Annotated in this window: 14 protein-coding genes; 9 read left to right on the top strand and 5 right to left on the bottom strand. The window is 67.4% G+C overall.

The features are described 5' to 3' along the window. Positions 1-82: 82 nt before the first annotated feature. The 3 genes from ACS5PN_RS24395 (at position 83) to ACS5PN_RS24385 (ending at position 4,116) form a co-directional block, all read left to right on the top strand. Positions 83-1,006, top strand: coding sequence for a PfkB family carbohydrate kinase (locus ACS5PN_RS24395; protein ID WP_439466626.1), 924 nt, complete (start codon positions 83-85; stop codon positions 1,004-1,006). Positions 1,007-1,015: 9 nt separating this feature from the next. Next, complete coding sequence (locus tag ACS5PN_RS24390; RefSeq protein ID WP_439466625.1) at positions 1,016-2,410, top strand: GH1 family beta-glucosidase; 1,395 nt, start codon at positions 1,016-1,018, stop codon at positions 2,408-2,410. A 164-nt stretch (positions 2,411-2,574) separates the two neighbouring features. Then, positions 2,575-4,116 (top strand): tryptophan halogenase family protein, encoded by a 1,542-nt coding sequence (locus tag ACS5PN_RS24385; protein ID WP_439466624.1) that lies wholly within the window; start codon positions 2,575-2,577, stop codon positions 4,114-4,116. Here the strand turns inward: ACS5PN_RS24385 and ACS5PN_RS24380 are convergent. The 4 genes from ACS5PN_RS24380 to ACS5PN_RS24365 form a co-directional block, all read right to left on the bottom strand. Then, positions 4,083-4,622, bottom strand: coding sequence for a hypothetical protein (locus tag ACS5PN_RS24380; protein ID WP_439466623.1), 540 nt, complete (start codon positions 4,620-4,622; stop codon positions 4,083-4,085). The two genes, ACS5PN_RS24385 and ACS5PN_RS24380, sit on opposite strands and share 34 nt — an antisense overlap. A 188-nt stretch (positions 4,623-4,810) precedes the next feature. Next, positions 4,811-5,641: a hypothetical protein gene (locus tag ACS5PN_RS24375; protein WP_439466622.1), complete on the bottom strand. Its 831-nt coding sequence runs from the start codon at positions 5,639-5,641 to the stop codon at positions 4,811-4,813. A gap of 170 nt (positions 5,642-5,811) precedes the next feature. Continuing rightward, the gene (locus tag ACS5PN_RS24370; RefSeq protein WP_439466621.1) at positions 5,812-8,886 is read right to left on the bottom strand and encodes a TonB-dependent receptor; all 3,075 of its coding nucleotides are present in this window, start codon (positions 8,884-8,886) and stop codon (positions 5,812-5,814) included. Between the two features lie 159 nt (positions 8,887-9,045). After that, entirely contained in the window at positions 9,046-11,529 is a 2,484-nt protein-coding gene (locus ACS5PN_RS24365; protein ID WP_439466620.1) for a glycosyl hydrolase 2 galactose-binding domain-containing protein, read from the bottom strand. A 189-nt stretch (positions 11,530-11,718) separates the two neighbouring features. Between ACS5PN_RS24365 and ACS5PN_RS24360 the strand changes: the two genes are divergently transcribed. The 6 genes from ACS5PN_RS24360 to ACS5PN_RS24335 are packed head-to-tail and all read left to right on the top strand — an operon-like array spanning position 11,719 to position 19,044. Further along, positions 11,719-12,942 (top strand): extracellular solute-binding protein, encoded by a 1,224-nt coding sequence (locus ACS5PN_RS24360; protein ID WP_439466619.1) that lies wholly within the window; start codon positions 11,719-11,721, stop codon positions 12,940-12,942. Then, on the top strand, positions 12,939-13,823 hold the full coding sequence (locus tag ACS5PN_RS24355; RefSeq protein ID WP_439466618.1) for a carbohydrate ABC transporter permease: 885 nt from the start codon (positions 12,939-12,941) through the stop codon (positions 13,821-13,823). Before ACS5PN_RS24360 ends, ACS5PN_RS24355 begins: the two co-directional genes overlap by 4 nt. Next, positions 13,820-14,689 (top strand): carbohydrate ABC transporter permease, encoded by an 870-nt coding sequence (locus ACS5PN_RS24350; RefSeq protein ID WP_439466617.1) that lies wholly within the window; start codon positions 13,820-13,822, stop codon positions 14,687-14,689. The genes ACS5PN_RS24355 and ACS5PN_RS24350 overlap by 4 nt, the downstream gene beginning before the upstream one ends. Positions 14,690-14,720: 31 nt before the next feature. Then, complete coding sequence (locus ACS5PN_RS24345; RefSeq protein ID WP_439466616.1) at positions 14,721-16,835, top strand: GDSL-type esterase/lipase family protein; 2,115 nt, start codon at positions 14,721-14,723, stop codon at positions 16,833-16,835. Beyond that, the gene (locus tag ACS5PN_RS24340) at positions 16,832-18,049 is read left to right on the top strand and encodes an AGE family epimerase/isomerase (protein WP_439466615.1); all 1,218 of its coding nucleotides are present in this window, start codon (positions 16,832-16,834) and stop codon (positions 18,047-18,049) included. Before ACS5PN_RS24345 ends, ACS5PN_RS24340 begins: the two co-directional genes overlap by 4 nt. Beyond that, positions 18,046-19,044, top strand: coding sequence for a glycoside hydrolase family 5 protein (locus tag ACS5PN_RS24335; protein ID WP_439466614.1), 999 nt, complete (start codon positions 18,046-18,048; stop codon positions 19,042-19,044). The genes ACS5PN_RS24340 and ACS5PN_RS24335 overlap by 4 nt, the downstream gene beginning before the upstream one ends. Here the strand turns inward: ACS5PN_RS24335 and ACS5PN_RS24330 are convergent. Next, positions 19,041-19,997, bottom strand: a complete 957-nt coding sequence (locus ACS5PN_RS24330; RefSeq protein WP_439466613.1) for a tripartite tricarboxylate transporter substrate binding protein — start codon at positions 19,995-19,997, stop codon at positions 19,041-19,043. The two genes, ACS5PN_RS24335 and ACS5PN_RS24330, sit on opposite strands and share 4 nt — an antisense overlap. Positions 19,998-20,067: the final 70 nt, after the last annotated feature.

Genomic DNA, 20,067 nt, shown 5'->3' with positions numbered 1-20,067 from the left:
GCCCCAGGAAGGCGCGGCCCCTGGGCAAAACCTAGGGCTTGAATTGTTCACTAAACATTTCTTGTTGCCTAGAATATTTCGCATGCCTGCCTCTTCCGTTGCCGTCCTCGGTGAAGCCCTGGTCGACGAATTCCATGACGGCTCCGTCGCGGGCGGCGCGCCCTTCAACGTGGCGCGCTCGCTGGCCGCGCTGGGGGCGCCGACCCTCTTCATCAGCCGCATCGCTGCGGACGACGCCAACGGCCGGCTCGTGCTCGACAGCGCGCACCGCTACGGCCTGGACAGCGCCAGCATCCAGCGCGACCTGCAGCACGCCACCGGTCGCGTCAGCGTGCACGAGGGCTCCGGCGGTCACCGCTTTGAAATCCACGGCGATGCCGCCTGGGACCACATCGACGCTGAGGCCACCCTCCCCCACCTCACGCAAGCGGCGCCGGCCTGGATGTATTTCGGCAGCCTCGCCCAACGCGGGCCTGCATCACGCGCCGCGCTGCGCGCCCTGATCAAGCCCTTTGCCGGCACGCGCTTCCTCGATCTCAACCTGCGCCCCGGCGAGCAGACACGGCTGCTGGCCGCCGAGTCGCTGATGTTGGCCGGCTGGGTCAAGGTCAACGACGAGGAACTGGCGCAACTGGCCGGCTGGTTCGACTGCGCCGCTCCCGACGAAGCCGGCCGCGCCAGCGCGCTGATGGCGCGCTTTGGCCTGCAGCGCCTGGTGCTGACCTGCGGCGCCAGCGGCTGGCGCTTCTACGCGCCGGGCGGCGTGATGCTGGCCCAGGGTGCCGGCGTCATCCAGCCGCGCATGATGGACACCGTGGGCGCCGGCGATGCCTTCACGGCCCTGCTGCTGGCTGGACTGTCCCTGCAGCGCGACCTGCCCGCCACCCTGGCCCTGGCCAACCGCTATGCCTCCTTCATCTGCGGCGTGCGCGGACCCTTGCCCGCCGACCCCAACGCCCTGCAACCCTGGCGCACCGCCCTGCATGCGCTGCCGACTTCCGCCTGATCGCACCCCATGGACCTGACCCCGCCCCCCACCTCCCTCGCCGACCTCGTCGCGCCACCTGCCGGCTCGAAGATGAACCAGCGCGACTTCGTCTTCGGCTGCGGCACCTCGTCCTACCAGATCGAAGGCGCGGCCCATGAAGACGGCCGGCTCGAGTCGATCTGGGATCGCTTCTGCGCGACGCCCGGCAAGGTGCTGCGCGGCGAGAACGGCGCCGTGGCTTGCGACCACTACCACCGCCTCGACGAAGACCTGGACATCCTGAAGCGCCTGGGCGTCGACGCTTACCGCTTCTCCATCGCCTGGCCGCGCGTGATGGACCTGGCCGGCCAGCCCAACGGCAAAGGCATCGACTTCTACAAGCGCCTGCTCGACGGCCTGGGCGAGCGCGGCATCCGCGCCTTCGTGACGCTGTATCACTGGGACCTGCCCCAGCACCTCGAAGACAAGGGCGGCTGGCTGAACCGCGAGACCGCCTACCGCTTCGCCGACTACGCCGACCTGTTGAGCCGCCAGCTGGCCGGCCACGGTGACGTGGCGGCCTGGACGACGCACAACGAGCCCTGGTGCTCGGCCTATCTCGGCTATGGCGACGGCCACCACGCGCCCGGCAAGGTCTCCACGCGCTGGGCCGCCCAGGCCATGCACCATCTGCTGCTGGGCCACGGCCTGGCCCTGCCGGCCTTGCGCGCCAATGCGCCGCAAGCCCTGCACGGCATCGTCGCCAACTGCGCGCCCGGCTATGCCGACAGCGACACGGCCGAGGACCGCGACGCGGCGCATCTCTTCGAGACCTTCCAGAACCGCTGGGTGCTGGACCCGCTGCTCAAGGGCGAGTACCCGGCCGACCTGTGGCGCTACTGGAAGGGCTGCGAGCCGCTGGTGCTGCCGGGCGACATGGACATCATCCAGCGCCCCATCGACTACCTCGGCATCAACTACTACAGCCGTGCCGTGCTGCGCTCCAAGGGCTCCGACACTGTCGACTGGGTGCGCCACGCGGAAGTCGAGCGCACAACCATGGACTGGGAGGTCTACCCGCAAGGCCTGCAGGATCTCTTCGAGGCTTTCAAGCGCGACTACGCCAACCTGCCGCCGCTCTACATCACCGAAAACGGCATGTCGAGCCACGACTCGGTCAACGCGGCCGGCGAGGTCGACGACCTGCAGCGCCAGTCCTACATCAAGCGTCATTTCGCGGCCTGCTCGCGTGCCATAGACAACGGCGTCGACGTGCGCGGCTATTTCATCTGGTCGCTGATGGACAACTTCGAATGGGCTTTCGGCTACGAGCGCCGCTTCGGTCTCGTGCATGTGGACTTCCAGACCCAGCAGCGCACCCTGAAGCGCAGCGCCCTGGCCTACGCCGACTTCCTGCGCGAACGCGCCACGGCAGAAACTTGAGCCCCTCGCCCGGTCGCACCCCGCTGAACGCGGGCACCCCCAGTCGGTCCCCCGAGGGGACGGCGATGCTTGCCGGATCAACCGGCAAGCATCGCCATACGGGCCGGCTAGGGAGCGGCCCGGCGCCCGGCCCGAAACGCGCGACATCCTGAGAGACTGGCGTGATGGAGACCATGAACAAGCCGCTGCGGCGGGTGGTGATCGTCGGTGGCGGCGCTGCGGGCTGGATGTCGGCGGCAGCGTTGGGCGCGGTGCTGAAAGCCCCTTACGAGATCCGGCTCGTCGAGTCCGACGAGATCGGCATCATCGGCGTCGGCGAGGCCACCATCCCGCCCATCCGCATGTTCAACGGCCTGGCCCGTATCGACGAGGCCGAGTTCCTGAAGGCCACGCAAGGTACCTTCAAGCTCGGCATCGAGTTCGTCAACTGGGGCCGGCAAGGCGAGCGCTATTTCCACGGCTTCGGCGGCGTCGGCCGCGAGGCGCTGTGGCCGGTGGACTTCTCGCAATACTGGTTGCGCCTGCGGGCTCTTGGCCGCGCCCTGCCACTGGATGCCTACGTCATCTCCAACATGGCAGCCCAGGCCAACCGCTTCATGCTGCCACGACCCGACATGAAGGGCTCGCCGCTGGAAGCCCTGGGCTATGCCTATCACTTCGACGCCGGTCTCTATGCCAAACACCTGCGCGCCATCAGCGAGGCTCGCGGCGTACGACGCACCGAGGGCAAGGTGGTGCGCGCGCTGCTCAACGAAGAGCCCGGTCCCACCGCAGGCCATGTGCGTGCCGTGCAGATGGAAAGCGGCGAGCTCATCGAAGGCGACCTCTTCCTCGACTGCTCGGGCTTCTACGGCCTGTTGATCGACAAGGCTCTCGGCACGGGCTATGAAGACTGGGGCCACTGGCTGCCCTGCGACCGCGCCGTGGCCGTGCCCAGCGAAAGCACGGCGCCGCTCTTGCCCTACACGCGCGCCACCGCGCACCGGGCCGGCTGGCAGTGGCGCATCCCGCTGCAGCATCGCGTCGGCAACGGCCATGTGTATTCGAGTGCGCACGTCAGCGACGACGAGGCGGCCGGCACGCTGCTCCAGCACCTCGATGGCAAGCCCCTGGCCGACCCGCGCCTCATCAAATTCCGCACCGGCATGCGCAGCGAAGCCTGGCGGCGCAATGTCGTCGCCATCGGCATGTCGGCAGGCTTCGTCGAACCGCTGGAGTCGACGGCCCTGCACCTGGTCCAGATGGGCGTCGCCAAGCTCATCGAGGCCTTCCCTCACAGCGGCTTCGACGCCGTGGAGATCGCCGAATACAACCGCCAGAGCCGCGAGCGCTACGAGCATGTGCGTGACTTCATCGTGCTGCACTACCACCTCAACCAGCGTGACGACAGCGAGTTCTGGAAGGACTGCGCAGCCATGTCCATTCCCGAAGCTCTGCGTTGGCGCATGGACCTCTATGCCGCCAGCGGGCGCCTCGCCAATGTCAACGGTGACCTCTTCCGCGAGCCGAGCTGGCTGGAGGTGATGGAAGGCCAGAACCTGCGGCCCAAGGGCTGGCTGGCCCTGGCCGAGTTGCAGGGCGTCGAGGAGACGGCGGCCTACTTCAAAGGCGTGTCCGACACGATTGCGGCCTGCGTGGCCGTGATGCCGGAGCACGCGGAGTTCGTGCGGCGCTATTGCCCGGCAGCGTCTAGCCCATCAGGCTGATCGCCGCAGCCCAGCGGCCCGATCACTGATGCGGCCCACTGAGCGGCCTGTTCGGCCGTCGTGAAAGCCTCGTAGCGAACGCCGCCATCCCTGAAGCATTTCTCATACAACGGCCGCATCAGCGTGGCGCCATCGATGTCAGGCTTCAGGATGAAGGCGTTTGCCGTCGGCGCGAGGTTCATGGCAGCCAGTTGCCTGATCAGGCCCGTGAACTCGGCCAGCACCTCGGGTGAACACAGAGCGCTATGCCTGAAGGTGCAGATGCTCGCCCAAGGGCCGTTCGCCGCCATGGCTGGAAAGGTGGAGGTGGCCAGATTCTTCAAAGCCTCGACCAGCTCCGCATTGAAAGGCCCCGTGGCCGTGCACCAGAGAACCCGCCCCTGCTGCTCGTATTCAACCCGGCCGTGGGGTCTGAACCTCCCAGGGTCGAAGTCGTCGGTCGTGCAGGCGATGTGGCTCACCCTGGGCTCTCTCGGCTCGTCGGAAATGACAGGTTTTTCTTGCATGGCAGCTCGACAAGAGCGCAAAGCTAACAGCAATCATCGGCGCGTCAAGCCACGACTCGCGGTTTTCCGCGCGGTGCATGCTGATGTCACGAATCGTCAAGCTTGCTGGAGGCCGCACGACGCCGCCAGCGTGGCCGTGATGCCGGGCTGGCCGAGTTCATCCGCCACCACCACCAGGCCGCACCGCTCTAGGCTCGGGCAGGGAAGCTTTTCGAGCGCACACGGCGCGCGACCACTGCAGCCAGGCCGCACAACATCAGCGTGGCAGTGCCTGGCTCCGGCACTGCCACCACCGGCAGGCCCGACGAAGTCACCGCCGTCCAGCCGGCCGGCAGGTCGAGCGAAGCAAAGGCGGTGTTGTAGAAGTTGACCGTACCGTTCTCGAGCTCGCCGACCGTCATCTGCATCGTGGTCTCGACCGTGGTCTGCAAGCCGCCCCCAGGTCCGTAGTAGCGAACGCTCAAAAAGCTGTCGAAGGTTTTCGAGTAAGCGCCGGTGGCCGTGACGCTGCCATAGGCGGTGAAGATGGCCGGCGGAAGATTGCTGCCATAGATGTCTCGCAGTGTCAGCCCATAGTCGAGGAAGGCCGGCCGTTGCGTGGTCGCACCGGCGGAGACCGTACCGTCGATATGCAGATGCACGGGGATGAGGTAATTGCCTGCCAGCGTGCCAGCCGGTGGCGTGAGCACCCAGTTGTCGAACAGCGCCACTTGCGCGGCAACGGCGCCAGTGCCGGTGGCATAGACCTTCAGGCCAATGGAATCCGAGGCCGCCGAGCCCTTCAGGTCGCCGCCAGCCGAGCCCGCCGCGCATGGCGCCGTCACGTTCAGCGCAAAGCTGTCCTGAAAGGTGTTCTGGGGGGTTAGCGAAGACTTGTTGCAGGCACCGAAGGCCTCGGCAAACGAGGTGCTGATGACGCCGCCAATTTGCGCGGTGGCGTGGGCCGCACCGCCGGCCACCAAGGCCGCGCAGCCAGCGGCCAGGGCAAACAGTGAAGGGATTCGGGTGATCTCGGTCATGCAAGGCCTTTGGCTTCTACTGACGGCAAGCTCACCGACGGCGCAGTCTAGGCTTCGGCGGGCCATCCGTATCCCCCTAGAGGCCGCGCTGAGCGACAACACAAAGGGCACCGCTTGCGGTGCCCTTTTTTCGGTTGGAGCCACGTCACCCCGGCCCCATGGCTTCACCCTCAGAAGCTGTATTGCGCGCTCACCCGGTAGCCGCGACCCGACGTGAAGTAGTTGTGGCCGATCATGCCGATGTGCTGCTGCATGATCTGCTTGTAGGTCTTGTTGGTCAGGTTGGTGGCATCTAGGCCCACCGACAGGTCGTTGCCGAACTTCACATGCAAACCAGCATCCAGCTGGCCATAGCTGTCGGCCCACAGCGGCAGGCCCACCGGCAGGTTGTGCTGGCCGTAAGTGGCGCTGGCCGGGTTGGTGTCCAGCGCATTGGTCTGGTTGGGACCGGTGTTGTCGGAGTTCAGCGCCACGCCGTACAGATATTTGCCGCGCCAGTTGTAGGCCAGGCGGGCGGAGATCGGTCCACGGTCGTAGAGCAGCGCGATGTTGAAGGTGTTCTTCGACAGGTTGTCCAGCGGCATGTCACCGAAGGAGCGGCCGTCGGTGTCGCAGCCGTTGATGTACAGGTTCAGGTTGTCCTGGCCGGCGCCCGGCGAGCAATAGCCCGTGTACACGGCGTTGTAGCGCTTCACCTTGCTGTCCACATAGGTGTAGTTGGCCTGCAGCCCCAAGCCCTGCAGCAGTGAAGGCAGCCCCTCGAAATACTGCTGATAGGCGAACTCCATGCCGCGCGCATAGCCCTTGGCGCCGTTGACCGGCCCGTTCAGCACGAAGTTGACCGGCTTGCCGCTGGTGTCGGTGACGGTGCGGTTGAAGGCCTGGTTGACGATGATGTCCTTCAGGTTCTTGTTGAAGGCCGCCACCGTGACCGAGCCGTTCTTGGCGAAGTACCACTCGGCCGTCAGGTCCTCCTGGTCTGAGCGGATGGGCTTGAGTTCAGGGTTGCCGCTGGCCGTGCCGGTCAGGTTGATCTTCTTGACGTTGGGCGGCGTGACGGTCGCGTCCACTTCGATGGTCTGCGACATCGACAGATAGCCCTGCATCTGGTTGAACTGCGGGCGAGCCAGGGCCTTGGACGCGGCGAAGCGGAACTGCAGGTCGGGCGCGGCCTTGAACCTCAGATTCAGGCTGGGCAGATAGTCCGTGAAGCTCTGGCTGAAGTTCTGCTCCTTGGCGAAGGGCGTCAGCTGCGGCACGGCCAGGCCCACCGCGCCGGGCGGGGGGGCCTGGGTGGTCAGGATGGTGTAGCCGTCGGCACTGTTCTTGGTATGGACGACACGCAGACCGACATTGCCGTCGATGGGCGCGCCGACGTCCTCGAAGGAGAAGCGCAGCTGGGCATAGCCTGCCGTCGTCGTCTCGGCCTGGGTGTTGCGGCCGGCAGGATCCGTGCCGAAGGAGGTGGGATGCCATGCGCCGCCGCCCTGGATGCTGTTGGCCTGCTGCGGGCAGCCGGCGCCATCCCAACCGGGCTGGAAGGCCTGGCATTCGTTCAGGTAGAGCTGGTGCAGCTTGTTGTAGCTGTTGGGCCAGTCGAAGGCGACCGAGGCAGCCGGGAAGTACAGCGCCGGCAGGTTGGCCTTGCCGCCACCCATGAAGTCGCCATAGGTGTTCTTGTAGACCGGGATGTCGGGCGCCTTGGTGATGTAGGCCAGGTCGCCGATGTTCCAGCCCAGCTGCCACGCATGGGTGATGGTCGCCCAGTTGTAGCTCGGGTTGCTGTTGATGGTCTCGGCATCGCGCTTGGCGATGCGCACGCCGAAGCGCAGGTCGTTGAGGATCTTGCTGTCGTGGAAGACCCAGCGTGCATCGCCCTTCCAGGCCTTCTGCGTGCCCTTGCCCTTGTCCAGGTGGTCCATCATCATGGCCCAGTAGTACTTGCTGGGGTCGTTGAGGATGGCCATGTCGGCGGCGTCGAACACCAGCTTCGGCATGGATCCGGTGTAGTCCACCGTCTCCTTGGGCAGGGACACGGCGGTGCCCACCGTCGAGTCGAAGTTGTTGGTCTTGGAGCGGATGTACTGGAAGTCCGACGTCAGCGTCAGCTGGTCGTTGACGCGGCCAGCGATCTTCCAGGCCAGCTCGTCCGTCTGCGAATTGCGCTTGGAGTAGCGCGTCTGGTTCTCAACCTCCAGCCCGTCGTAGGCGCCATTGCCCAGCGCCTTGCCGGTCAGCGTGCCCTTGGTCATCACGCCGTTGGCGTCGTACTGGCCGTTCAGCACGGTCACGTTGTAGGGGTCGACCTGGGCGCTGACGTTGTTCTCGTTCCAGTTGAACTGGAACTTGGAGCGGAAGAAGGTCAGCGATGACTCGAGGTCGTCCTTCTTCCACTGCAGCGCACCGTAGATGCCGTCACGCGTGCGGTCGTAGAACTGCTGCTTCCACGACATGTCGCGCGAGTACCAGTGCGTCTCGGTCGGCGAAGCCTTGTAGAAGGGGTCCAGCACCAGGCCGTCGGTGCGGTTGGAGCTGAGCGAATGCGCCAGGTCGATCAGCGCGCCGAACTTGCCGGCGTCGGTGTTCCAGGTGTTGGACAGCAGGCCCGAGACGCTGGGCTTGTTCTTCTTGGCCAGGCTGTTGCGCGAGACGTCGACCGAGATCGAGCCCTTGAAGCCGGGGAAGTCGAAAGGCAGGGCCGTGCGCAGGTTCACGAGGCCGCCGATGGCGCCTTCGATCTGCTCCGCCGAAGGGTTCTTGTAGACGTCGACGCCGGCCATCAACTCGGGCGGCACGTCCTCGAAGCCGAGCGTGCGGCCCTGGTTGGCGCTGAAGGTCTCGCGGCCGTTCAGCGTCGAGCTGACGTAGGTCAGGCCGCGGATGTTGACGCCCGAACCTTCGACCGAGAAGTGCACCGGATCGTTGGAGGCGGCCACGCGCGACATGGTGGCGCCGACGATGCGCTGCAGCACCTCGGACACCGAGCGATCAGGCAGCTTGCCGATTTCGTCGGCCACCACCGAATCGACGATCTCGTCCGAATCCTGCTTGAGCTTCTGAGCGGTGGCCAGGGCGGCCCGACGCCCCGAAACGACCACGGTCTCCAGCGCCTGCGGGGCCTTGTCGGCCGCGGGTGTCGCTGCCGCTGCCGGGGCTGGCGTGTTCTGCGCCAGGGCCGGCGTCGCCGCCCAGACCAGCGCTTGCGCGGCGGCCAGGGACAACGTTGTCCTCTTGAACTGTCTCATTCTCTTTGCTCCTCTTTGGTGGAAACACTCGGCCCTTTGCAAGGCTTCATGCCGGTCCTGCTGGTCTTGTGCCGCAGGTATTTGGTAACGCTAACAACTATTCAATCGCCCCAGCATTGGGGCTAGTGGGGATAGGGGATATACGCATGGAATCGGCACTCACCCTCCCTTTCCCCGCAGGCTGACCCGGCGCGACGGCAGCTCGAGTGCAAGCGCTTCCAATTCACTTGGTAGCGCTATCCTTGAAACAATCCGACGCTCGCTGCCCGGCACGAGGTCGATGAAGTTGTCCTCCAGATCCAGGCCGGCCTGCTGCAGCCACAGGCCTTTGACGGGACGGTCGCAGCTCAGGCGCAAGGCCTGGCCCTCGGCCTCGATGACGAGACGCGCACCGGCCAGGCTGTAGAACCTGAAGGGCTCGGTCCAGGCGCAATCGCGCGCCAGCTCCAGCCCGTCCGCATCCAGAGCACACAGCTCGGCGACGACGGGTTCGTCGGTTCGCGGCACGGCCTGGGTCGTCTCGACGCTGGTCGAGGCTGGAACCGCTTGCAAGATGCGCTCGCTGACCAACTGCCTGCCATCCATCGTGAACACGCGCAGTTGCAGCGTCAGCTCGCAGGCCTCGGCCCGCCCGTTCGTGACCGCCAGGCGCACCTGCCCGTCTTCCAACCTCACGGCGACTGCAAGCGGTGCCAGGGCGCGGCGCACCGCATGCCAGGCCGGCTTGGCACTGCCCGAAGCGTCGATGAGGGCCCAACTCGTCACCGGCCAACAGTCGTTGAGTTGCCACACCAGCGCGCCCCCTACGGCGCGCGCGCCCGGCCTCTGCCAGCGGCGGCGGAAGTCCTGGTAGGCCACGCGCATGGCCTCGGCCTGCACGAACTGGGTCGCATAGACATGCGCGGCCAGCGTCGGCCCCACGCGCACGTTGTCGGCCAGATAGACCGCCAGGCGCCGATGGCCGTCCGGGCCTGCCGCCGAGCCGGCCTTGTTGTGCCACTGCAGCGTGCGGCTGCCGGGAAAGCGCTCGGCCTCGGGCAGCACCGATTCCAGCAGGGCCAGCGAGGGGTGCGACTGCATGCCGAACTCGCTGACGAAGCGGGCCTGCACATCGCCGTAGCGCTGGTAGGGCAGCATCTGCTGGTGCCAGACCTCCCAGCTGTGGCGGTCGCCCACCGTCGCGTCCGACGACCTGGCGCCATCACCGGGTGTGAAGGGACTGCCCGGCCAGTAGGTCGTGTCTGGGTCCAACGCCTCGCAGACCGCAGGCAGCAGGCCTTCGTAGATGGCACGCGCCTCGAAACGATCGGCGGGCACGCCGGGACCGGCCAGGCCGACGGACTCGGCCAGCATGTAGTCCTCGTTGTTGCCGCACCAGAGGGCCAGACAGGCGTGGTGGCGCAGCCGCGTCACGGCCGCTTCGGCTTCGGCTCGCACGCTGGCGAGGTAGTCCTCGTTGGCTGGGTAGAGGCCGCAGGCGAACATGAAGTCCTGCCAGACCAGCAGTCCCAGTTCGTCGCAGGCCTCGTAGAAGGCCTCGTGTTCGTAGATGCCGCCGCCCCAGACGCGCAGCATGTTCATGTTCGCGTCGGCGGCCTGGGCCACACGCTCGCGGTAGCGCGCCGGCGTGATGCGCTCCAGCAGGTTGTCGTCGGGAATCCAGTTCGCGCCGCCGGCAAAGAAGGCCTGGCCATTGACCTCGAAATGGAAGCTGCTGCCGGCCTCGCCTTCGATGGGCGCCTGCACCAGGCGCAGCGTGCGCAGACCCGTGCGGCGGCTGTCCTGCGCCACGATGCGCTCACCGTCCATCAGTCGCGCGACCAGCGTGTACAGCGGCTGCCCGCCCAGGCCGCGCGGCCACCACAGCTGGGCTTCGCTGATATTCAGCGTCGCGCGCGCCGCGTCTGCCGGCACCAGCTGGCTGGCGACGCTGTGGCCGTCAGCATCCAGCAGTTCGAAGGCGCAGCGCAGGCCGGTGCCGCCGATGGCCCGCGCCGTCACGTGCAGGGTCGCGCGCCCGGCCGCGACGTCCACCTCGCTGCGGCAATGCAGATCATCGACACGCGCCGACCAGCTGTGCCGGCGCACCGCCCGCCAGGGGCCGCTGACGATGAGCTCCGGGCCCCAGTCCCAGCCGAAGTGGTACTGGGCCTTGCGCGCATGCAGACGGGCACTGTCGCCGTTCCACAGTTGGCGCTTGCCGTGCACCGCTTCCACTTCGCGGGCGCTGGCCAGCGGCGGCTCGAAGCACAGCAGCAACTCATTGCGGCCGGGCTGCAGGCAACGGCGCACATCGACACGGCGCGGCACGAACATGTTGTCGGATTCAAGCAGCCGCTCGCCGTTGAGCCAGACCGTGCAGTAGGTGTCCAGGCCCTCAAAGGCCAGATCCTCGTGGTCGGACAGCTCGCCGACCTCGAAGGCGAGGCGCCAGGCCCAGCGGCGTTCGGCGACCCAGCGCACCGCCGCCTCGTTCATGCCGTAGAAGGGATCGGGAATGCGGCCTGCGGCCAGCAGCGCGCCATGGGCCGTGCCCGGCACGACTGCGGGCAGCCAGGCCTCGGCCGGCAGCGCTGTCAGCGCGCGTGCATCGGCGCCCAACGGCGCCTCGGCCAGTTGCCAGCCTTCATGAAGATCGATCAAGCGTTCGGAGATCACTGCTCTTGGGATTTCTGCGGCGCACCTTGCGGCCACCGCTAAACATCAATTTGTTGCGCATTTTGTTTCTCTGTCAAACGGTCGACGATCAGGGATAGCACCGACGAATTGCGGGTAGACAACGCTGTTTTCGCGATTTCGATGTGTGGATAATCATTTCGTTTACTAAACATTATGTCGACCCGTTCCGCACCTTTGACCCTCGCCAAGACCGCCCTGGCGCTGTGCCTCGCGCTGGCTGGCGGGCAGGCGCTGGCCGGGCGCCTGGTCGTCTGGATGGTGGGCGACGACAAGACGCCCCAGGTCATGCAGCCGGCTGTCGAGGCCTACCGCGCCCGACACCCGGAGGTGCTGGTCGAGGTGCGCGACGTGCCCTGGGCCGACGCGATGACCAAGTACTCCGCCGCCCTGGCCAGCCGGCGCGGGCCGGACCTGGTGACGGGCAGCACCTCCTACGCCATCGCACTGGGTGCCAAGGGCGCCTTGGTCGATCTGAGGCAGGCCGCGCCGGATCTGGTGGCCGTACTGGAGATGCAGGCCAACCCCGGCGCGCTGCGCGCCATCCGTCGCCCGGACGGCAGGCTCTTTGGCGCGCCCTTCGACATGCATGTGCAGTTGCAGTACTACCGCAGCGACCTGCTGGCCAAGCCGCCGGCCGACTGGGACGGCTTCATCGCCGCCGCTCGCCGGCAGCGTTTCGCCCAGCAATGGGGCAACACCAGCTGGCTGGGCTTCTACCCCTATCTGCGCCAGGCCGGCGGCACCGTCTACGACGCGAGCTGCCAACGCGCCGTCGTCGACAGCCCCGAGGCCGTGCGCGCGCTGAGCTACTACGCCCGCCTGTACCACGAACTGAAGGCACCCACCGATGGCTGGCCCGATGCCGACGGCGGCCTGGAGAGCGGCGCCTATGGGCTGATGCAGTCCGGCACCTGGCTGCTGTCGCGCATGGACATGGTCCACAAGGGCCTGGTCGGCAAGTGGGCTGCCGCGCCACTGCCCGCTGGCCCGACGGGCAAACGCACGGCGGTGCTGGGCGGCACGGTGCTGGCCATCACGCGCTTCTCGCCCAACCGCGAGCTGGCCCTGGACTTCATGCGTACCGTCTACCGGCCCGAGGTCACGCGCCGCATGGCCGAGGCGGCTCTGGCCTATGGCGGCATGTGGCTGCCCTCGGGCCGGCAGGACCAGATCGCTTCGCTGAACCTGCCGAATCGCGAGGCCCTGCTCGCTCAGTTGGCTGACGCTGAAGGCCCACCGCCCTGCCCCGCCTGGATACGCCAGGACTACATCGTCACCCGCGCCGTGCAGCGCGTCGTGCTGGCCGGCGCCGACGCGCAAGCCGAACTCAGCCGCGCCGCCGCGGTGATGAACCGCGCGCTGGAGGCTCAGCGATGAGGAAGGTCTGGCGCCGCCATGGCCGCGACATGCTGCTCGTCGCGCCCTTCTTCGCGCTGTTCGGCCTGTTCGGCGTCTGGCCGGTGTTGCGCTCGGCCTGGCTGAGCTTCACGGACTACCACGCCACCGATGAGCCTAACTTCATCGGCCTGCGCAACTACGCGGAGCTGGCGGCAGACGAGCGTTTCTGGACGGCGCTCGGCAACACCGCCGCCTATATGGCCTCGGTGTCTTTCATTGCTGTGCTGCTCGGCCTCGTGCTGGCACTGGCCTTCGGGAGCAACTCGCGCCTGCATCAAGGGGTGCGCGTGGCCTTCTTCCTGCCCGCCGTCGCCGGCGGCGTGGGCGCCATCTCGGCCTGGAAGTGGCTGGCCAACTCCGAGGCCTATGGGCTCTTCAACAGCCTGCGCGCGGCCATCGGCCTGGAGCCGGCCCGCTTCCTGGGCGACCCGCAGTGGACGCTGCCGGTGCTGGTGCTGGTCGGCGTCTGGTCGGTGCTGGGCTACAACCTCGTCATCTTCGTCGCCGGCCTGCGCGCCATTCCCGAAGAGCTCTACCAGGCCGCACGGCTCGATGGCGCCTCGCCCTGGCAGCAGTTGCTGCACATCACCTTGCCGAATCTGCGGCCGACGCTGGTCTACGTGACGGTGACCGGCATGATCGCCAGCTTCCAGGTCTTCTACGAGCCCTATCTGCTCTATGGTGCGGTGGACACCCTGGGCGGCCCGCTGGACTCGGCGCTGATGCTGGTCACCTATCTCTTCGACCGCGGCTTTCGCCAGCTCGACCTCGGCCTGGCCTCCGCCGCCGCCTGGGTGCTGACCACCCTGCTGTTCGGCCTGACCTGGCTCCACCTCCAGCTGATGGGGCGCGAACGATGAAGTGGCTGCGCGCACCTTTGTGGCTGCTGGTTCCCGCCATGCTGCTGCCCTACTACTGGATGGCCATCGGCGCCTTCAAGCACGTGGCCGAGCTGCTGCGCCAGCCACCGACGCTGTGGCCCGCAGAAGCGACGTCGCGCAACTTCTTCAACCCCGACTTTGCTGGTACCACCGCCGACCCCGACAAGCTCGCCGGCATCCTGCAGGTGCAGGTCGAAGGCCACGGTTTTCTGCGCTTCTACGCCAACAGCCTGCTCGTCACCGTCGTCGTCACGGTCGTCAGCCTGCTGGCCGCGTCGCTGGTGGCCTTCGTGCTGACCAAGCGCCCCTTCCCCGGCAGCCGCTGGCTGTTCCGTGCCCTGCTCGTCTCGATGATGCTGCCCTGGGAGGTCACCATCGTCCCCAACTTCGTGACGGTGGCGCAGTTGGGCTGGATCAACAGCTACGCCGCCCTGCTGGTGCCCGGCCTGGCCAAGGCCTTTGTCGTCTTCTATTTCCGCCAGGCCATGCTGGGTGTGCCCGACGAACTCATCAGCGCGGCGACGCTAGACGGCGCCGGCACCCTGCGCATCTGGTGGAGCGTCGTACTGCCGATGTTGCGGCCCGCGCTGGCCGCCATCGCCATTCCGGTGGCGGTGGGCGAATGGAACAACTTCCTGTGGCCCCTGCTCGTCGTCAACGACGCAGCCACGCTGACCCTGCCACTGCAACTCGGCAAGATGGCCGGCGACCTGAGCTTCAACCCGCAGTCGGCCGCCGTGTTGATGGCGGGCTCGCTGCTCGCGTCGCTGCCGGCCGTCGTGTTGTTCCTGATCTTCCAGAAGCAATTCGTCGCGGGTTTGCAGGCCGGCGCGACCAAAGGTTGATATGAATGCATTGAAAGGATGGATATTGGCTTTGTCCCTGACGCTTCCAGCAATCGGTCACGCCGATGCGCGGCTGCAGGCCGTCATGCAGCGCCTGGATGCTGGCGAGCCCATTACGCTTGCCACCCTCGGCGGCTCCATCACGACCGGCTATGCCGCGCAGCCCCCACGTGAGAAGGGCTGGGCCGCGCTGCTCGCCCAATCGCTAGGCCCCAAGGTCAAGCTGGTCAACGCGGGCGTCAGCGGCACCGACTCGGCGGCCGGCGTGCAGCGCCTGGACAAGCAGGTGCTCGACGCCGCACCCGACCTCGTCATCGTCGAGTTCGGCGTGAACGACCAATGGCTGGACCCGGCCGTGCGGGGCAGCAGCTATGAGGCCATCCTGCGCAAACTGCTGACTGCGAGAAAGCCCCCGGCCGTCGTGGTGCTGGGCCTGACCCAGCAGGGCAACCAGCCGCGCGACGCGACCGACATCCAACTGAAGCTGGCGGCCCACTACGGCCTGACCGCCCTGGACTTCGGCGGCTGGATGCAGGCCCGTGTCGATGCCGGCCAGGACCGCTGGTCGGCGCTCTACGACGAGCCCGTCCACCCCAACGCGGTTGGCCACCAGCGCATTGCCCAGGCCGTGGGCGAGACGCTGCGCAGCGTCAAGGCCGGCCCGACGGCGTCCCTGCCAGCACCCATGTTCGGCCGCGCTCACGAGTTCACGCGCATGTTCTCCGGTGAGGCGCTCAAGCCCTACCAGTCACGCGGCTTCGAGCGTGGTGGCGAAGTGCATCCCGAGTGGACCGGCCAGCAACCCGGCTGGACAACCAAGGCCGATGGCGCCGAGGCCCACTTCCTCGTCTGGGGCCGCGAGGTCGCCGTCTTCCACGCCGAAAGCGCCCTCTACCGCAACCTCGAAGCCCGCGTCGACGATGGCCCCTGGGTCACGCTGCGCGGCCAGGTGCCGGAACGCAAGGGCTATCTCGGCTGGCACTACACGGTGGTCGGGCGCGAGCTCGAGCCCGGCGCCCATCTGCTGCATGTCCGCATGAAACAGGACGAGTGGGCCGGCAGCGGCCGCCCGGCCAGCCTGCTGGCCCTCATGTCGGCCGGCATCTTCCCGCCGGCCCTGCAAACCAGCGACTTCGTGCGCGAGGCACCCTCGCAGGCGCCAGGGCTGATCGCCGCTGACGACCCCCAGCTGCGCTGGACAGGCCGCATCGCCAAGGTGCCTGGCGGCAAACTGCTGGCCTGGAGCGGCAGCGAAATGCGCGCCCGCTTCACCGGCGATCAGCTCGCGCTGCGCCTCGCGCCTTCGCGCGGCGGCATCAACCATTTCACTGTCGAGGTCGATGGCCGCCGCCATGTGCTGGCACTGCGCGGCGACGGCCCGGCCGACTGGCGCCTGCCCCTACCGCCGGGTGAACACGAACTGCGCCTGGTCAAACGCACCGAGGCCTCGCAGGCAGAGTCCGTCTTCCTCGGCTTGCGCCTGGCCGCAGGCGGCAAGCTGCTCGACCCGCCCGCGCCTCGCCCACTGAAGCTGGAGTTCTACGGCGACTCCATCACCGCCGGCGCCTGCAACGGCGACATCGGCGAAGACCAGTACGCCGATCTGTCGACGCACGACGGCACGCGGGCCTACGGTGCCGTGACGGCCGCCAGGCTGGGCGCGGACTATGTCGGCATCGCCATCAGCGGCATCGGCATCACGGCGACCTGGGACCAGTTGCTGATGCCCGAGGTCTGGAACCGCTACGCGCCGCGGCTGGACGCGCCTGTCGCACCGCCTGACCCGATCGCCCCCGACGTCGTGCTGCTCAACCTGGGCCAGAACGACCACGGTTTCCCCGCGTCCAAGGGGCAGTCCATCGCGGCCGATTTCGGCCCGCGCTATCTCGCCTTCGTGCGCCAGCTGCGCGGCCGCTATCCCAAGGCCAAGCTCGTGCTGCTGATGGGCGGCATGTCGGCGCCGCGCGAACAGCCCGCCATCCCCCGCGCCGTGCTGGGCGCCGTGCAGACGCTGCGCGCCGAGGGCGATAGCCAGGTCTGGTCCTACCGCTTCGAGGCTTTCTCGTGGGCCCATCCGCGCATAGACGTCCACGCGCTGATGGCCGACGAACTGACCCGCTTCCTGAAAGACGAGGTTCTGAAATGAACGTTCCCGACATGCGCCGGCCCGAAGCGCTGTGGGCCCATATGCGCCACACCCTGGCCTTCTACGCACCGCGCGTGAAGGATGCCAGCGGCGGTTGCTTCCAGTTCTTCAAGGACGACGGCACGGTCTACGACCGCCACACGCGGCATCTGGTGAGCAGTACGCGCTTCGTCTTCAACCATGCGCTGGCCTGGCGCTGGTTCGGCGGGCCGCTGAACGACGTCGCCCATGCGCTGGCTTTCGTCAACGAGGTGCATGGCCAACCGCAAGGCGGCTATGCCTGGGTGCTGGATTGGCACAACGGCCGCGCCACGGTCGTTGACGGCACCAACCACTGCTATGGCCTGGCCTTCGTGCTGCTGGCCAATGCGCATGCGGCCGAGACCGGCGTGCCCGGCGCGCGCGACGGCATCGCGGCAACCTTCGCGCTGATGGAGCGCCGCTTCTGGGAGCCGGCCCACGGCCTCTACGCCGACGAGGCGACGCCGGACTGGGGCGTCGGCCCCTACCGTGGCCAGAACGCCAATATGCATGCCTGTGAAGCGATGCTGGCGGCCCATGCCGCGACAGGCGAGGCCCGCTACCTCGACCGCGCGCTGGTGCTGGCCACCGCCATTGCCCAACGCCAAGCGGCTCTCGCGGGCGGTCTGATCTGGGAGCACTACAAGACCGACTGGACGCCCGACTGGGACTACAACCGCGACGACAAGACCAATATCTTCCGTCCCTGGGGCTTCCAGACCGGCCACCTCACGGAATGGGCCAAGCTGCTGCTGATGCTGGACCGGCGCCTCGGCGGCGCGGCCCCCGACTGGCTGGTGCCCACCGCGCGCCACTTCTTCGACACCGCGATGAAGCACGGCTGGGATGCCGCACACGGCGGCCTGGTCTATGGTTTCGCGCCGGGCGGCGAGGTTTGCGATGGCGACAAATACTTCTGGGTGCAAGCCGAAAGCCTCGCGGCCGCCGCCTGGCTGGCCGTACGCACCGGCGACGCCGCCTACTGGCAGTGGTACGACCGCCTCTGGGCTTATGCCTGGAACCATTTCGTCGACCACGAGCATGGCGCCTGGTACCGCATCCTGGCGCCGGACAACAGCAAGGTCACCGACGAGAAGAGCCCCGCCGGCAAGACCGACTATCACACCATGGGTGCCTGCCAGGACGTGCTGGCGGCCCTCGGCGTACAGCCGCCCGCGAAGGACAAGGCATGAAGAAATCCCTGCTCTGCATCGCTCTCTTCGCTGCAACGGCAGCCCAAGCCGTGCCCCTCGAATGGCGCGGCATCAGCCTGTCCAGCGCCGAATGGGGTGAGAAGAATTTCCCCGGCGCCTACGGCAAGGACTTCGTTTACCCGACCGTGGCCAGCACGGCCTACTACCAGGCCAAGGGCATGAACCTGATGCGCATCGCCTTCCGCTGGGAGCGGTTGCAGCCAACCTTGATGGGCGACTTCGATGCGGCCGAACTGGCTCGCCTGCGCGAGTTCGTCGACGGCGCGACGGCGCGCGGCCTGACCGTGCTGCTGGACCCACACAACTATGCGGCCTACAAGGAGGTCCACGTCGGCAAGCCCGAGGTGCCCATCGCCGCCTTCGCCGACTTCTGGCGCCGGCTCGCGCTGCAGTTCAAGGACAACCCCAAGGTCCAGTTCGGCCTCGTCAACGAGCCGCGCAACATGCCGACCGAGACCTGGGGCCAGGCCGCCCAGGCCGCCATCGACGCCATTCGCAAGACCGGCGCCACCCACCTCATCACCCTGCCCGGCAATGGCTACAGCGGTGCCTGGAGCTGGTTCGAGAAGACCTGGTACGGCACGCCCAATGCCGAGGTCATGGGCCAGGTGCGCGACCCGATCGACAACATGGTCTTCGAGGTGCACCAGTATTTCGACATGGACGGCTCGGGCACGAGCGCCGAATGCGTCAGCCCGCAGATCGGCGTCGAGCGCCTGCAGCGCTTCACGGCCTGGCTGAAGGCCAACAAGCGCCGCGCCATCCTGGGCGAACTGGGCGGCGGCGCCAACGCTGTCTGCGAGCAGGCCGTGACCGGCGCGCTCAAGCACCTCGAAGCCCATGCCGACGTCTGGGCCGGCTGGCTGTGGTGGGCCGGCGGGCCGACCTGGGGCGACTACTTCCTGTCGCTGGAGCCCGGCGCCGGCGGCCAGGACAAGCCGCAGATGCGCTGGCTCCAGCCCTATCTCCGCTAGTCTTCCTTCATCTGCGCCGCCTTGGCGATGGGCGCAAGGCGCGCCTTCTCGCCGGCCAGGAATTTTCGGAAGTCCTCGCGGCTGCCGCCGGTCGGGTCGATGGCCAGCGGGATGAGCTTGGCGCGCAGCTCACTGGTCTTCAGCGCCGCATTCACGGCGGCATTGAGCTTGTCGAGGATGGCTTCGGGCGTGCCCTTGGGCGCAAAAACGCCCGACCAATGGCCGATGAAGACGTCGCTGAAGCCCTGCTCCTGGGCCGTCGGCAGGTCCGGCAGGGCCGCGATGCGGCGGTTCCAGGTCGAGGCGACGGCCTTGAGCTTGCCGGCCTTGACCATGGACAGCACGACGGGGCTGGCCTCGGATGTCGCGTCCACCTGGTTGCCGACGACGGCGGCCATGCCCTCGGAGCCGCTCTTGTAGGGCACGATCTGCAGCTTGGCGCCGGCGCGCAGCTTCAGCATCTCGGCGACGAAGTGCGGCGTGCTGCCGGTCCCGGCGGTCGCGAAATTCAGGTTCTGGCCTTTCTTGGACGCCGCGATCAGGCCCTTGAGGTCCTTGATGGGTGAATCACCCGGCACGACGATGACCGAGGGGCTGACGGCCATCATGACCACGGGCACCAGGTCGTCTTCGGCATAGGGCATGCGCGTCTTGATCAGCGCATTGGTGATGACGCCGGCCGCCGGGGTCAGGAAGGTGTAGCCGTCAGGCGCCGACTTGGCCACATAGGCGGCGCCGATCATGGAGCCGGCGCCGGGCTTGTTCTCGATGATGATGGGCTGACCCAGCTGCTTGGCCGTCGCCTCGGCCACCGTGCGGGCCACGATGTCGTTGGCACCGCCTGGGCCGAAGGGCACGACGAAATGGATGGGCTTGGTCGGCCAGCCGGCCTCCTGGGCCTGGGCGGTCAGGGCCAGCAGCAGGGCCGCGGCGGGAGCAAGACACTTGAGCACGGGGTTGTCTCCTGGGTTGATGCGGCCAAGACTAACGCCAGGCCATGCCCCGCGGTATGTGAGAACCCGC

This window comes from Roseateles sp. NT4, assembly GCF_051857475.1.
GTDB lineage: Bacteria > Pseudomonadota > Gammaproteobacteria > Burkholderiales > Burkholderiaceae_C > Pelomonas.
Note: the sequence above shows the minus strand (reverse complement) of the source record. Positions and strands in the feature narration are given on the sequence as shown.